This is a genomic window from Xanthomonas bonasiae, assembly GCF_014836395.1.
GTDB classification, from domain to species: Bacteria; Pseudomonadota; Gammaproteobacteria; order Xanthomonadales; family Xanthomonadaceae; genus Xanthomonas_A; species Xanthomonas_A bonasiae.
The window spans coordinates 43,207-57,261 of the sequence record NZ_JACSQX010000010.1; the positions used below are offsets into that span (position 1 = coordinate 43,207).

The 14,055-nt window shown below is 69.5% G+C and carries 15 protein-coding genes; 12 read left to right on the forward strand and 3 right to left on the reverse strand.

Features of this window, described 5'->3' with window-relative positions:
- Positions 1-67 precede the first annotated feature (67 nt).
- Positions 68-280 carry a hypothetical protein gene (locus H9658_RS16495; RefSeq protein ID WP_225210054.1) on the reverse strand — a complete coding sequence of 71 codons (213 nt, stop codon included), beginning with the start codon at positions 278-280 and terminating at the stop codon, positions 68-70.
- Positions 281-630: 350 nt separating this feature from the next.
- On the opposite strand from H9658_RS16495, the gene H9658_RS16500 reads away from it, so the two are divergent.
- The 8 genes from H9658_RS16500 (at position 631) to H9658_RS16535 (ending at position 7,675) form a co-directional block, all read left to right on the forward strand.
- Entirely contained in the window at positions 631-1,194 is a 564-nt protein-coding gene (locus H9658_RS16500; protein ID WP_191826311.1) for a peroxiredoxin family protein, read from the forward strand.
- A gap of 4 nt (positions 1,195-1,198) precedes the next feature.
- Positions 1,199-1,414, forward strand: a complete 216-nt coding sequence (locus H9658_RS16505) for a hypothetical protein (protein WP_185821341.1) — start codon at positions 1,199-1,201, stop codon at positions 1,412-1,414.
- Positions 1,415-1,518: 104 nt separating this feature from the next.
- Positions 1,519-2,163, forward strand: a complete 645-nt coding sequence (locus tag H9658_RS16510; protein WP_191826186.1) for an HAD-IA family hydrolase — start codon at positions 1,519-1,521, stop codon at positions 2,161-2,163.
- Between the two features lie 380 nt (positions 2,164-2,543).
- Positions 2,544-3,545, forward strand: coding sequence for an aldo/keto reductase (locus H9658_RS16515; RefSeq protein WP_369916702.1), 1,002 nt, complete (start codon positions 2,544-2,546; stop codon positions 3,543-3,545).
- On the forward strand, positions 3,542-4,396 hold the full coding sequence (locus H9658_RS16520) for an amidohydrolase family protein (protein WP_191826188.1): 855 nt from the start codon (positions 3,542-3,544) through the stop codon (positions 4,394-4,396). The genes H9658_RS16515 and H9658_RS16520 overlap by 4 nt, the downstream gene beginning before the upstream one ends.
- 50 nt (positions 4,397-4,446) lie before the next feature.
- Positions 4,447-5,193, forward strand: coding sequence for an SDR family oxidoreductase (locus H9658_RS16525; protein WP_179569319.1), 747 nt, complete (start codon positions 4,447-4,449; stop codon positions 5,191-5,193).
- Positions 5,194-5,227: 34 nt separating this feature from the next.
- On the forward strand, positions 5,228-6,085 hold the full coding sequence (locus H9658_RS16530; protein ID WP_191826189.1) for a fumarylacetoacetate hydrolase family protein: 858 nt from the start codon (positions 5,228-5,230) through the stop codon (positions 6,083-6,085).
- Between the two features lie 270 nt (positions 6,086-6,355).
- On the forward strand, positions 6,356-7,675 hold the full coding sequence (locus H9658_RS16535) for an L-fuconate dehydratase (RefSeq protein WP_191826190.1): 1,320 nt from the start codon (positions 6,356-6,358) through the stop codon (positions 7,673-7,675).
- An 803-nt stretch (positions 7,676-8,478) separates the two neighbouring features.
- Here H9658_RS16535 and H9658_RS16540 read toward each other — a convergent pair.
- Positions 8,479-8,856 (reverse strand): L-rhamnose mutarotase, encoded by a 378-nt coding sequence (locus H9658_RS16540; protein WP_191826191.1) that lies wholly within the window; start codon positions 8,854-8,856, stop codon positions 8,479-8,481.
- 1 nt (position 8,857) lies between these two features.
- Positions 8,858-10,171 carry an L-fucose:H+ symporter permease gene (gene fucP / locus H9658_RS16545; RefSeq protein ID WP_191826192.1) on the reverse strand — a complete coding sequence of 438 codons (1,314 nt, stop codon included), beginning with the start codon at positions 10,169-10,171 and terminating at the stop codon, positions 8,858-8,860.
- Between the two features lie 303 nt (positions 10,172-10,474).
- Here fucP and H9658_RS16550 point away from each other — a divergent pair, with 303 nt between their 5' ends.
- From H9658_RS16550 to mdcC, 4 genes are all read left to right on the forward strand, one after another.
- Entirely contained in the window at positions 10,475-11,230 is a 756-nt protein-coding gene (locus H9658_RS16550) for an IclR family transcriptional regulator (protein ID WP_053834697.1), read from the forward strand.
- Between the two features lie 96 nt (positions 11,231-11,326).
- Entirely contained in the window at positions 11,327-11,776 is a 450-nt protein-coding gene (locus H9658_RS16555) for a hypothetical protein (RefSeq protein ID WP_191826193.1), read from the forward strand.
- 197 nt (positions 11,777-11,973) lie between these two features.
- On the forward strand, positions 11,974-13,617 hold the full coding sequence (gene mdcA / locus H9658_RS16560) for a malonate decarboxylase subunit alpha (protein ID WP_179569307.1): 1,644 nt from the start codon (positions 11,974-11,976) through the stop codon (positions 13,615-13,617).
- Positions 13,618-13,626: 9 nt separating this feature from the next.
- Positions 13,627-13,941 (forward strand): malonate decarboxylase acyl carrier protein, encoded by a 315-nt coding sequence (mdcC, locus tag H9658_RS16565; protein WP_191826194.1) that lies wholly within the window; start codon positions 13,627-13,629, stop codon positions 13,939-13,941.
- The last annotated feature ends 114 nt before the right edge of the window (positions 13,942-14,055 follow it).

Below are 14,055 nucleotides of genomic sequence, written 5' to 3' on the forward strand. Positions count from 1 at the left end.
ACCAAGTCCTACCGGGACGCCCGGTCGCGGCTGAAGCCGCTCCTACAGGGGGTTGCGGGGCCTGACGCTACACGTACTGCGTCGGCCCGCGCGGCCCCGGCACCGGGGCGTCGACGCCACCGACCGGATCGCTGATCGGCGGGATGGTCGGATCGATCGGCTGGTCGGGGATCGGATCCACCGGCCGGTCCGGCGTCGGGTCCACGCCGGGATTGGGCACCTGGCCCGGCACCTCGTTCGGTGGCTGCTGCGGATCCTGGCCCGGGTTGGGATTCTGCATCTGCATATGCGCCTCATGATTCGGGAACCAGACTGCACCGTGCGCGCCGCCGCGAACGCAGCGCGTGAAGCCGGGGGCAAGGGCGGATGAAGGTGCGCAAGCGCTGCTCCCTGCGGATGGTGCTCCATGCCTTGGGGAAAGCACGGCATGCAGGCGGTGCGCTCGCGCGCGACGCGGCGCACACCATTGGAATGCGCAGCTGCGGCAAAGCGTGATTGCTTCCCCAGCATGGCCACGCGGCCGCAAAAACCGCACGCCAGGCGTTGACCGAACCCGGCGCAGCTGCGCAGCCTGCAAGCGACACCGCACGGGATGCACAGCGCATGGCACGTCGTTTTCCCTGGAGTTGGCTGGCCTTGCTCGCGGCCTGCGCGCTGCTGGTGGTGCTCGCCTGGCAGAACCGCACGCTGCGCGAAGAGCGGCGCTGGTTCGTGACCCGCACCACCGAGCCGTACCTGGGCATGTATGTGCCGAAGATCGCGGCGACCGCGCTGGACGGTTCGGCGCTGACCCTGGGCGTGCCGGCGGCGGACGCCCAGGTGCTGTTCTTCTTCACCACCACCTGCCCGTACTGCAAGCGCTCGGCGCCCAGCGTGGTGCAGGCGGCGCAGCGCCTGGCCGAGCAGGGCGGCGGCCGCGTGCAGGTGCTGGGGGTGTGCCAGTGCAGTCCCGACCAGGCGCGTCGCTATGCCATCGAGCACCGCTTCGCCTTTCCGGTGACCACGCTCACCGACCGGCGCGCGCTGATGCTGTTCCGCGCGCGCAACGTGCCGCTGCTGCTGGCGCTGGACCGCGATGGACGGGTGCGCTATGCGCGTGTCGGCGTCTTCGATACCACGGAGCGGGTGCAGGACCTGGTGGCCGCAGTGCGACGCACGGAGGCGCCGGCGGCCTTGGCAATTCTCGAGGAGTGAAGACATGAAACAGCGTTGGACAGCGTTGCGTAACGGCATGGTCGCCGCCGTGTTCCTGGCCTGCATGGGCTTCGGCGCGGTGCAGGCGACCGCGGGCGACGGGATCGAGAAGGATGCATCGTGTAGCGCCTGGGCGTGTCAGCAGGAATGCGCGCCGTTCGGCGGCGAGTTGGGGCCGGGCGGCCCCGGCAAGCCGCTGGTCTGCTACTGCTGCGGTTGAGCCAGCGCCGGGGCCGGCCGCGGCCGGCTCCGGCTTAACCGCACGCAGGCGCGCATCGCGGTCGTGCTGGCGACGCGGCAGGCGCTGCGGCATGCTGCTGCCGCATGCGGCGCTACGACCTGATCATCTTCGATTTCGACGGCACCCTGGCCGATTCCTTCGCCTGGTTCCTGGACACCATCAACGACGTCGCCGACGAGTTCGGCTTCCGCCGCTTCGAGCCGGCGCGGCTGCAGGAAATCCGCAGCCTGAGCGCGCGCGAGCTGATGGCGCGCAGCGGCATCCGCTGGTGGCGGGTGCCGGCGGTGGCGCGGCGCATGCGCGCGCTGATGGCCGCGCAGATCGAGCGCATCGCGCTGTTCGACGGCGTGGCCGAGCTACTGGACGCGCTCGCGCGGGCCGGCGTGCAGTTGGCCCTGGTGACCTCCAACAGCCGCGACAACGTCGAGCGCGTGCTCGGCGCCGAACTGACCGCGCGCTTCCGCCATATCGGCTGCGGCGCCGCGGTGCTGGGCAAGCGCCGCAAGCTGCGCGCAGCGCTCAAGGCGTGCCGGGTACCGGCCACGCGCGCGCTGTGCGTGGGCGACGAGATCCGCGACGCCGACGCCGCGCGCCAGGCCGGCATCGCCTTCGCCGGCGTCGGTTGGGGTTACACCTTGCCGGCGGCCCTGCAGCCGCACACGCCGCTGCCGCTGCTGCAGCGTCCAACGGATGTGTGGGACCGACTGGGCCTGCCCATCCCAGCCTGATCGCGCCCCTGCCGCACCGCTGCGCCAGCCATCCCAGCTCCGATTCCGCCCCTTCCTGCCTGCTCGCAATCCCTCCGCGCCGGGGAACTGCTTCTACCCATTCCCGATCCCCATTCCCGTCTCCCAGCCCCAATGCTGCACCGCGTCGTTGATTGTTCACTTATGATTGCTATATTCATATACGAACAGCCGGTAAGCGGCGCCAGCGACCAGGGCGACGCGATCCGGCCACCATCCGATCTGGCCCCAGGTGGGCGGAGGCGTGGCATGCGCAATCCCAGCAGTCCCCGATCCTGCAGGTCGAGCGGGCGCCTTGCGTCGGCGAACGGCCGAGGCCGATGCGAGTGAACGCTGCCATCGCCGCCACCGAACCCGGCCCGATCGCGCAGCGCCCGCTGGGCCGCAGCGAGGTGCGCATCGCCACGCTCGGCTTCGGCGCCGCGCCGATCGGCAATCTGTATGCGGAAGTGGACGATGCGGTGGCGCTGGCCGCGGTCGCCGACGCCCATGCCGCCGGCATCCGCCATTTCGACACCGCGCCGTATTACGGCTACGGGCTGAGCGAGCGCCGGCTCGGGCAGGGCCTGCGCGGGCTGCCGCGCGCCAGCTACACGCTGTCGACCAAGGTCGGGCGCCGCGTCTACGACGACGCCGGGGCCGCGCCGGGGCGCGACGGCTTCGCCGTGGCCGGGCGCGGCGCCGCGTTCGACTACAGCCGCGACGGCGTGCTGCGCGAATTCGAGGCCAGCCTGCAGCGGCTCGGTACCGACCACGTGGACATCCTGCTGCTGCACGACATCGGCCGCCTCACCCACGGCGAACGCCATCCGGCGATGCTGCGCCAGGCGCTGGACGAGGCCTTGCCGGCGATGGCCGAGCTCAAGGCCAGCGGCGCCTGCCGCGCGATCGGCATCGGCGTCAACGAGGAAGACATCGCGCTGGAACTGATGCCGCTGTTCCCGCTGGACTGCGTGATGCTGGCCGGCCGTTACACCCTGCTCGAACAGCACGCGGCGCAGCGGATCATGGCGCAGGCGCTGCAGCACCAGGTCGGCATCCTGGTCGCCGGCCCGTACAGCTCGGGCCTGCTCAGCGACGCGCGCGGCCCCGGCGACACCTACAACTACGCGCCGGTGGATCCGGCCACGCTGGCGCACGCGCAGCGCCTGTTCGCCGCCTGCGCGGCGCAGGGCGTCGACGTGGGCGCGGCCGCGCTGCAGTTCCCGCTCGCGCACCCGGCGGTCGCCGCGGTGGTCGCCGGCATGCGCACGCCGGCCGAGGTGGCCAGCGCCGCCGCGCGCCTGCAGGCGCCGATCCCGCCGCTGCTGTGGCAGCAGCTGCGCGACCAGGGCCTGCTGCAGGCGCAGGTGCCGACGCCGTGAACGTGGTCGATGCGCACGTGCACTTCTGGCAGCTGGCGCGCGGCGACTACGACTGGCTGACGCCCGAACTCGCCGCGCTGTATCGCGACTTCGTGCCCGAAGATCTGATCGCCACGCTCGATGCGCACGGCGTGGATGCGATCGTCGCGGTGCAGGCGGCACAGACCGAAGCGGAGACCCGCTACCTGTTGCAACTGGCGCGCGCGCAGCCGCGCATCGCCGGCGTGGTCGGCTGGATCGATTTCGAGGCCGCCGACACGGCCGCGCGCATCGCCGCGCTGTGCGCCGAGGGCGACGGCCTGCTCAAGGGCCTGCGGCCGATGGTGCAGGACCTGGCCGATCCGCAGTGGCTGGCGCGGCCGCAGCTGGATCCCGCGTTCGACGCGATGCTGCGGCACGACCTGGCGTTCGACGCGCTGGTCAAGCCGTTGCACCTGCCCGCGCTGCAGGCGCGCTTGCAGCGCCATCCGGCGTTGCGCGTGGTGCTCGATCATGCCGCCAAGCCGGCGATCGGCGGCGATGGTTTCGCCGCCTGGGCCGACGGCCTGACGCAGTTGGCGCAGCACCCGAACGTGCTGTGCAAGCTGTCCGGCCTGCTCACCGAACTGCCTGCCGACGCCGACGCGACGGCGATCGAGCCGTACGTGGCGCAGGTGTTCGCCTGCTTCGGCGCGCAACGGGTGCTGTGGGGCAGCGACTGGCCGGTGCTGACCCAGCGTGCCGGCTACGGCGACTGGTTCGCGCAGGCGCAGGCGCTGGTCGCGCGCCATGCCGCCGGCCACGCCGCCGACGTGTTTGCCGGCACTGCGCGCCGTTTTTACCGTTTGTCCGACCCGATTCCTTCCCCCTGATTGAGAGTGCCCACCATGACCACGTCCGCATTCCTTCCCCGGAGCCGCGCATGAGCGGCCGCCTGCAAGGCAAGCGCTGCCTGATCACCGCCGCCGGCGCCGGCATCGGCCGCGAGAGCGCGCTGGCCTGCGCGCGCGCAGGCGCGCAGGTGCTGGCCACCGACATCGATGCCGCCGCGCTGCAGGCGCTGGCCGCCGAATCCGATGCGATCGTCACGCAGACGCTGGACGTCACCGACGCCGCGGCGATCCAGGCGCTGGTCGCGGCGAACGCGCCGTTCGACGTGCTGTTCAACTGCGCCGGCTACGTGCATCAGGGCAGCATCCTCGACTGCGACGAACCGGCGTGGCGGCGTTCGTTCGCGATCAACGTCGATGCGATGTACTACCTGTGCCAGGCGGTGTTGCCGGGCATGCTGGAACAGGGCCGCGGCAGCATCGTCAACATGTCCTCGGTGGCGTCCAGCATCAAGGGCGTGCCGAACCGCTTCGCCTACGGCGTGACCAAGGCCGCGGTGATCGGGCTGAGCAAGGCCATCGCCGCCGATTACGTGGCCAAGGGCATCCGTTGCAACGCGATCTGCCCGGGCACGATCAAGACGCCGTCGCTGGGGCAGCGGGTCAAGGCGCTGGGCGGCGACGAGCAGGCGGTGTGGAAGAGCTTCACCGACCGCCAGCCGATGGGCCGCCTCGGCGACCCGCGCGAGATCGCGCAGCTGGTGGTGTACCTGGCCTCGGACGAATCCTCGTTCACCACCGGGCAGACCCACATCATCGACGGCGGCTGGTCGAACTGACCGCTCGCCCATTTCCCTTCAGAGAGGATCTCCCATGAAACTGCTGCGCTATGGCGAACCCGGCCACGAACGTCCCGCCCTGCTCGACGCCGATGGTCACCTGCGCGATCTGTCCGCGATCATCGACGACGTCGCCGGCGAGCACCTCACCGCCGCCGGCCTGGACAAGCTGCGTGCGCTCGACCCGGCCACGCTGCCCAAGGTGCAAGGCGAAGTGCGCTACGGGCCGGCCGTGGGCCGCGTCGGCAAGTTCATCTGCGTCGGCCTGAACTACGCCGACCACGCTGCCGAGTCGGGCATGGCGGTACCGGAGATGCCGGTGTTGTTCATGAAGGCCACCACCGCGATCAGCGGCCCCAACGACACCGTGACGATTCCGCGCGGCTCGAAGAAGAGCGACTGGGAAGTGGAACTGGGCGTGGTGATCGGCGACGTCGCCCGCGACGTATCGTTGGAAGACGCGCTCAAGCACGTCGCCGGTTACGCGGTGATCAACGACCTGTCCGAGCGCGAGTTCCAGCTCGAGCACGGCGGCCAGTGGGTCAAGGGCAAGAGCTGCGACGGCTTCGGCCCGCTCGGCCCGTGGCTGGTCACCCGCGACGAAGTGGCGGATCCGCAGAACCTGTCGATGTGGCTGGAGGTCAACGGCCACCGCTACCAGAACGGCAACACGCGCACGATGGTGTTCGGCGTGGCCGAGCTGGTCAGCCACATCAGCCGCTACATGACGCTGATGCCGGGCGACGTGATCAGCACCGGTACGCCGCCGGGCGTGGGCCTGGGACAGAAGCCGCCGATCTACCTGAAGCCGGGCGACGTGATGGCGCTGGGCATCGAGGGCCTGGGCGAGCAGCGCCAGGCCGTGGTCGCCCACCCGCGCGACGCGCAGTAAAGCGTTAAAGCCCCTCTCCCCCCGGGAGAGGGGTTGGGGTGAGGGTACGAGGCGAAGCCACCTCGTGATGCATGCGCAGGCAGTCTTCGCCAGCGCCTTGCTCCACGTCCCGCGTGTGCGACACGGCTGCGTGCTTCTACTTCGTTCGTGTTTTGCAGGACGGCGGCAGTCGTGCACTCCCGCACCCTCACCCCAACCCCTCTCCCGGGGGGAGAGAGGCTTTTTCATCGCATTTTCTTTTTCTCTACCGCCTCACCGACCAGGATCCCCATGAGCAAAATCGTTGCCCTCGAGACCTTCGACGTGCGTTTCCCCACTTCGCGCGAACTGGACGGTTCCGATGCGATGAATCCGGATCCGGACTACTCGGCCGCCTACCTGCGCCTGCGCACCGATGCCGACGACGGCCTCGCCGGCTACGGCCTGGTGTTCACCATCGGCCGCGGCAACGACGTGCAGAGCGCGGCGATCGCGGCGCTGTCGCACCATGTGATCGGGCGCGACGTGGCAGAAGTCATCGGCGACCTGGGCGGCTTCGCGCGCAGCCTCACCGACGATTCGCAGTTGCGTTGGCTGGGCCCGGAGAAGGGCGTGATGCACATGGCCATCGGCGGCGTCATCAACGCCGCCTGGGACATGGCCGCGCGCCGCGCCGGCAAGCCGCTGTGGCGCTATATCGCCGAGCTGTCGCCGGAACAGCTGGTGGCCACCATCGACTTCCGCTACCTCACCGACGCGCTGACCCCGGACGAAGCGCTGGCCATGCTGCGCGCGGCCGAGCCGCTGCGCGCCGAACGCCTGCAGACGCTGCTCGAGCAGGGCTATCCGGCCTACACCACCTCGCCCGGCTGGCTCGGCTACTCCGACGAGAAGCTGGTGCGCCTGGCCAAGGAAGCGGTGGCCGACGGCTTCCGCACGATCAAGCTCAAGGTCGGCGCCAACGTGCAGGACGACATCCGCCGTTGCCGCCTGGCGCGCGAAGCGATCGGCCCGGACATCGCGATGGCGGTGGATGCCAACCAGCGCTGGGACGTCGGTCCGGCGATCGCCTGGATGCGCCAGCTGGCGGAATTCGACATCGCCTGGATCGAGGAGCCGACCAGTCCCGACGACGTGCTCGGCCATGCCGCGATCCGCCAGGGCATCGCGCCGGTGCCGGTGTCCACTGGCGAGCACACGCAGAACCGCGTGGTGTTCAAGCAATTGCTGCAGGCCGGCGCGGTGGACCTGATCCAGATCGACGCCGCGCGCGTGGGTGGGGTCAACGAGAACCTGGCGATCCTGCTGCTGGCGGCGAAGTTCGGCGTGCGCGTGTTCCCGCATGCCGGCGGCGTCGGCCTGTGCGAGCTGGTGCAGCACCTGGCGATGGCCGACTTCGTCGCCATCACCGGCAAGATGGAAGACCGCGCGATCGAGTTCGTCGACCACCTGCACCAGCACTTCGTCGATCCGGTGCGGATCGAACACGGCCGCTACCTGGCGCCGACGCTGCCGGGCTTCTCGGCCGAGATGCACGCGCAGTCGGTCACCCAGTACCTGTACCCGGACGGCCCGTTCTGGAGCGCGGACCTGGCGGCGCAGCAGGCCTAGCGCGACATGCGTGCGCGCCCCCATACCGCGCACGCTCCCCTGTAGGAGCGGCTTCAGCCGCGACAAACGAAGCGGCGGACTCGACGGCTCCGGAAGCCGTCGGGACTGAAGTCCCTCCCACAGTGCACCCAGCCGGCTCGCCGCAGCTTCCTGTAGGAGCGGCTTCAGCCGCGACGAACGAAGCGGCGGACTCGACGGCTCCGGAAGCCGTCGGGACTGAAGTCCTTCCCACAGTGCACCCAGCCGGCTCGCCGCAGCTTCTGTAGGAGCGGCTTCAGCCGCGACGAACGAAGCGGCTGACTCGACGGCTTCGCAAGCCGTCGGGACTGAAGTCCCGCCCACAATGCACCCAGCCGGCTCGCCGCAGCTTCCTGCAGGAGCGGCTTCAGCCGCGACGAACGAAGCGGCTGACTCGACGGCTTCGCAAGCCGTCGGCACTGAAGTCCCTCCCTCAATGCACCCAGCCGGCTCGCCGCGGCTTCCTGTAGGAGCGGCTTCAGCCGCGACAAACGAAGCGGCGGACCCGACGGCTTCGCAAGCCGTCGGGACTGAAGTCCCTCCCGCAGTGCATCCAGCCGGCTCGCCGCAGCTTCCTGTAGGAGCGGCTTCAGTTGCGACGAACGAAGCGGCGGCCCTGACGGCTTCGCAGGCTAGCGGGACCGAAGTGCTTTCGCAGTGCCATTGCCTGCAGCGCACACACCCCTGTAGGAGCGGCTTCAGCCGCGACGCGCTTTCCCGATCAATCTGTCGCGGCTGAAGCCGCTCCTACAGGGTGGTTTCGGCAGCGCGGGGAACCGCTTGCCTCAGTCGCGCTCCTGCCTCCGCGCCTGCTCCGCTACCGCCGCCTGCAGCGAAAAGATCTGCAGCGCTTCGCGCCATTTCTCACCTGGCGCCGAACCCGGCAGCGGCTTCTGGAAGCGCCACATCAACTCCTCCCACGCCTGCACGCGCGGATCGGCCGCATCGGCCGCGGCCTTGGCCGCGGGCGAATAGTCCTCATCCACCTCCATCAGCATCACCAGGCGGTCGCCGCAGCGGTGGATGTCCAGCTCGCGGATGCCGGCGGCGCGCAACGAGGCGACGATCTCCGGCCACACCGTGTCGGGGCGATGCCAGCGTTCGTATTCGGCGATCAGCGCCGGGTCGTCGTGCAGGTCGAGCAGATAGCAGTGACGCGGCATCTCAGGCTCCCGCTGCGGTGGCGCGCGCCGCGGCCGCGCGGTCGCGCGCATAGGACGCGAACACCAGGATCACCGCGAAGCACAGCGCCGGCACGGTCATCGCCCAATGGATGCCGGCGCGGTCGGACAGCGCGCCCATCAGCGCGGTCAGTGCGGCGCCGCCGATGATCGACATCACGATCAGCGACGAGCCGAGCTTGCGTGCGTCGTCGTTCAAGCCGTCCAGGCCCAGCGCGAAGATGGTCGGGAACATCACCGACATGAACGCGCTGCTGGCCACCAGCGCATACAGCCCGGTCCAGCCCGGCAGCGCGATCGCCACCCCGCACAGCAGCAGGTTGAGCAGCGCGAACGCGCCCAGCAGCACCGCCGGCGCCACGTAGCGCAGCAGGAAGGTGCCGATGAAGCGGCCGGCCATGAACAGCACCAGCGACACGGTCAGGAAGCTGGCGGCGGTCTTTTCCGGGGTGCCCGGCACCGCGTCCTGCAGGTAGCGGATCAGGTAGCTCCAGATGCCGACCTGCGCGCCGACGTAGAAGAACTGCGCCACCACCGCGAACACGAAGCGGCGGTTGCGCAGCAGCGGGCCGAAATAGGCCTTGCCGCCGCTGGCCGCGGCGCCGCTGTCGCGGGTGACCGGGAAGCGGGTCAGCCCGATCAGCAGCGCCCACAGCACCACCACCGCGCCGATGATCAGATACGGCGTCTGCACCGCCGCCGATTCGGCGGCGAAGAAGCTCGCGCGTGCGGCCGGCGCCATCGCTGCCAGTTCCTGCGGCGTGTGCTCCACGCCGGACAGGATGAAATGCTGGCCGATCAGCACGCCGGTGATCGAGCCGAGCGGATTGAACGCCTGCGCCAGGTTCAGCCGCCGCGCCGCGCCTTCGGCCGGGCCGAGCACGGTGACCAGCGGATTGGCGGTGGTTTCCAGGAACGCCAAGCCGCTGGCGATCACGAACAGCGCCAGCAGGAACAACCCGTAGGTGTGCTCCTGCGCGGCCGGGTAGAACAGGAACGCGCCGGTCGCGTACAGCAGCAGGCCGAGCACCACCGCCGCCTTGTAGCTGAAGCGGCGCATGAACATCGCCGCCGGGATCGCGAACACGAAGTAGCCCAGGTAGAACGCGCTCTGCACCAGCCCGGCCTGCAGGTCGGACAGCTCGAATGCCTTCTTGAACTGTTTGATCAGGATGTCGTTGAGGTTGTTCGCCATGCCCCACAAAAAGAACAGGCTGACGATCAGGACCAGGGGCACGATGGCGGTACGCGCCAGGCTGCCGGGCGCCGCTGTTGCGGTGTCGCTGCTGTAGTGCATGCCGCCTACCCCTCCCAGGATGTGCCGCGTCGCGTTGAAGTTGTCGCCGGAGCGTACTGCGGTCGCTGTCGCCATGCAAATATAAAATACGTGTTTATATTTGCATGGCACGTCATGGCGTGCGTCGTGTCCGAACACTGACGCGGGCGGTCTTCGCAGGCGACGGCGCAGGCGTGCACGCGTCGGACCTGGCAGGCCATGCGGACATCCGCGCGCCAGGCGCGGGCCGGTTTCGCCGCGCTTCTGTCCGCGGACATTCCCTGTACCCTAGCGCCCTTCCACCCCCCGCCTGGCCTCGACGGAATGACCACGCCCCCGCCCAAGTACCGTGCTCCCGCCCTGGACAAGGGCCTGGATATCCTGGAACTGCTGGCGCGCGACGCGCGGCCGATGACGATGAGCGAGATCTCGCAGGGCATCGGCCGCTCGCGCGGCGAGATCTTCCGCATGCTGCAGGTGCTGGAAGAGCGCGGCTACCTGACCAAGGGGCCGGGCGAGGGCGGCTATGTGCTGACCAACCGCCTGTTCATGCTCGGCATGCAGCAACCGCAGGTGCAGAACGTCACCGAGGCGGCGCTGCCGGTGATGCGCCGGCTGGCCGATGCGATCCGCCAGCCCTGTCACCTGGTGGCGCCGTCGGACGACCAGATCGTGGTCATCGCGCAGATGGACGTGCCCAGCGACCTGGGCCTGGTGGTGCGCCCCGGCCATCGCCGCCCGCTCGCGCATTCCACTTCCGGCCTGGTGCTGTTCGCGTTCCAGCACGAAGACGCGCAGGCGCGGTTGCTGCAGCGCCTGGACGCCGGCGACGTGGCCTACGACCGCGCCGCGTTCCTCGCCGCCGCCGCGCAGGTGCGCGCGCTGGGCTACAGCATCCACCCCAGCGAAGCGGTGGTCGGCGTGATCGACCTGACCGCGCCGATCCTGCAGCACGGCAGCGCCATCTACACGCTGACCGTGCCGTTCATCGAACGCCGCCCGCAGGAAATCGATGCGCAGGCGGCGATGCAGGCGGTGTGCGCGGCGGCGGCGGAGATCAGCGCGGCGTTGGGCGTATAGCCTGGCGCACGCTGCGCAGAATGATAGGCCGCGGTCATGCCGACAGTGGCGAACGCCGTAGCATCACCACAGCGCTACGATCGGGGAGGGGCGCATTTGAACGCATGGGACGGCATCGTCGCCTTCGCCATCTTTGTCGCGATCGTCGCTCTCGTGCTACTCGTCTGGCGGCAGCGTCGTCGCGATCGCCAGACGGAATGGTCGGTGGAGCAGTCCTTCCGGCGCGTCTGCTTCACCAGCGATGGCGTTCTGCTCACCGGAGCGGATCTGGTCGTGATGAAGAAGGTGCAGCAATTCATGGACGCCAATGTCGACGCGTCCTTCGTGCTCGATGGCGACGCCATGCTCGGCAGCAATGCGTTCTGGTATTGCAGCGGACCCGGCGCGCGCTGGTTCCTGGCGATCCCGTCGGTCACCGCGCAGCGAGGGCGGGTCGACGTGCAGTGGGTCGTGCGTCCGCTGACCGAGCAGCGCATGCGTGCCGTGCTGCGCTTCGATCGCGAGGCCTACCGGCGCGCGTTCGGCGCACCCCCCGACAAGGTCTAGCGAACGCGCTGGCACCGAACCCGCAGGCGTCGTCCAGCTGAATCGTCGCTAATCCCAAACGCTGTTTTGGCACTGCGAAAGCAGCCTGCTGCACCGCAGCGTGCATTGGTCACGGTTTCATAATTATATCGTAATTACAATTTTGGCCGGCCCGCCAGCCTGCGCGGACCACCCTCCATTCGCCGACGGAAAGCCTTATGCCTCAGGACTGGAACACGCTCGCCGACAATCGCCGGCAACGCCTGCAGCGCGCCGAAGGGCTGGCGCGCGGGCGCCTGGTGGAGGCCAAGGACGCCGTGGCGTTGCTGGAGGCGGTGATCGAGCCGGGCGACCGCGTGTGCGTGGAAGGCAACAACCAGAAACAGGCCGATTTCCTCTCGCAGTGCCTGACCGAAGTCGATCCGGCACGGGTGCACGGGTTGCACCTGCTGCAGTCGGTGCTGGCGCTGCCCTCGCACCTGGACGTGTTCGAACGCGGCATCGCGCAGCGCTTGGATTTCTCCTTCTCCGGGCCGCAGGCGCTGCGCCTGGCGCGGCTGGTCGCCGACAAGCGCATCGAGATCGGCGCGATCCACACCTACCTGGAACTGTTCGGGCGCTACTTCGTCGACCTGACCCCGCGCGTGGCGCTGGTCGCCGCGCAGGCCGCCGACCGCCACGGCAATCTCTACACCGGGCCGAACACCGAGGACACGCCGGTGATCGCCGAGGCCACCGCGTTCAAGGGCGGCATCGTCATCGCCCAGGTCAACGAGATCGTGGACACGCTGCCGCGCGTGGACATCCCCGCCGACTGGATCGGCTACGTGGTGCAGGCGCCGCGCCCGCACTACATCGAACCGCTGTTCACCCGCGACCCGGCGCAGATCTCCGAGATCCAGGTGCTGATGGCGATGATGGCGATCAAGGGCATCTACGCCGAGTACGGCGTGGACCGGCTCAACCACGGCATCGGCTTCGACACCGCGGCGATCGAGCTGCTGTTGCCGACCTACGCCGAGTCGCTCGGCCTGCGCGGCAAGATCTGCCGGCATTGGGCGCTGAATCCGCATCCGGCGCTGATCCCGGCGATCGAGTCGGGCTTCGTCAAATCGGTGCACTCGTTCGGCTCGGAACTGGGCATGGAGAAGTACATCGCCGCGCGCGCCGACGTGTTCTTCGCCGGTCCCGACGGCTCGATGCGCTCCAACCGCGCGTTCTCGCAGACCGCCGGCCTGTACGCCTGCGACATGTTCATCGGCTCCACGCTGCAGATCGATCTGCAGGGCAACAGCTCCACCGCCACCCGCGACCGCATCGCCGGTTTCGGCGGCGCGCCGAACATGGGCTCGGACGCGCGCGGCCGCCGCCACGGCAGCAACGCCTGGCTCAAGGCCGGGCGCGAGGCGGCGCGCCCGGGCGAGATGCCGCGCGGGCGCAAGCTGGTGGTGCAGATGGTGGAAACGTTCCGCGAGCACATGGCGCCGGCCTTCGTCGACCGGCTCGACGCGTGGGAGCTGGCCGAGCGCGCGAACATGCCGCTGCCGCCGGTGATGATCTACGGCGACGACGTCAGCCACGTGCTGACCGAAGAGGGCATCGCCAACCTGCTGCTGTGCCGCACGCCGGAGGAGCGCGAGCAGGCGATCCGCGGCGTGGCCGGCTACACCGCGGTGGGCCTGGGCCGCGACAGGCGCATGGTCGAGAACCTGCGCGACCGCGGCGTGATCCGCCGCCCCGAGGACCTGGGCATCCGCCTGCGCGACGCCAGCCGCGATCTGCTGGCCGCGCGCAGCGTCAAGGACCTGGTGCGCTGGTCCGGCGGCCTGTACGCGCCGCCGCAACGTTTCCGCAACTGGTAAGGGATGTCGATGGAAACCCTTCGCTATCGCTACGACGGGCGCCTGGCGCCGAACGGCAGGCGCGACCACGTGCTGGTCGGCGTGGTGTCTTCCGGCAATCTGGAAGTGCTGATCGAGCCGCAGGACCTGGGCGGCGCGATGCAGATCGAGATCGTCACCGCCGCCGACGGCTTCGGCACGATCTGGCAGGCGGTGCTCGACGATTTCGCTGTGCGCCATCCGCTGCGCGACGTGCGCATCTCGATCAACGATGTCGGCGCCACCCCGGCGGTGGTCGGGCTGCGCCTGGACCAGGCGGTGGAAGCCTTGCAGGAGGAGGCGTGATGGGTTCGATCCGGACATCCGCAATCGCCACGCTCTGTGTAGGAGCGGCTTCAGCCGCGACAGTGTCCGGAGCCGGCGATAGTTCGGCTCCGTTCGTCGCGACTGAAGTCGCTC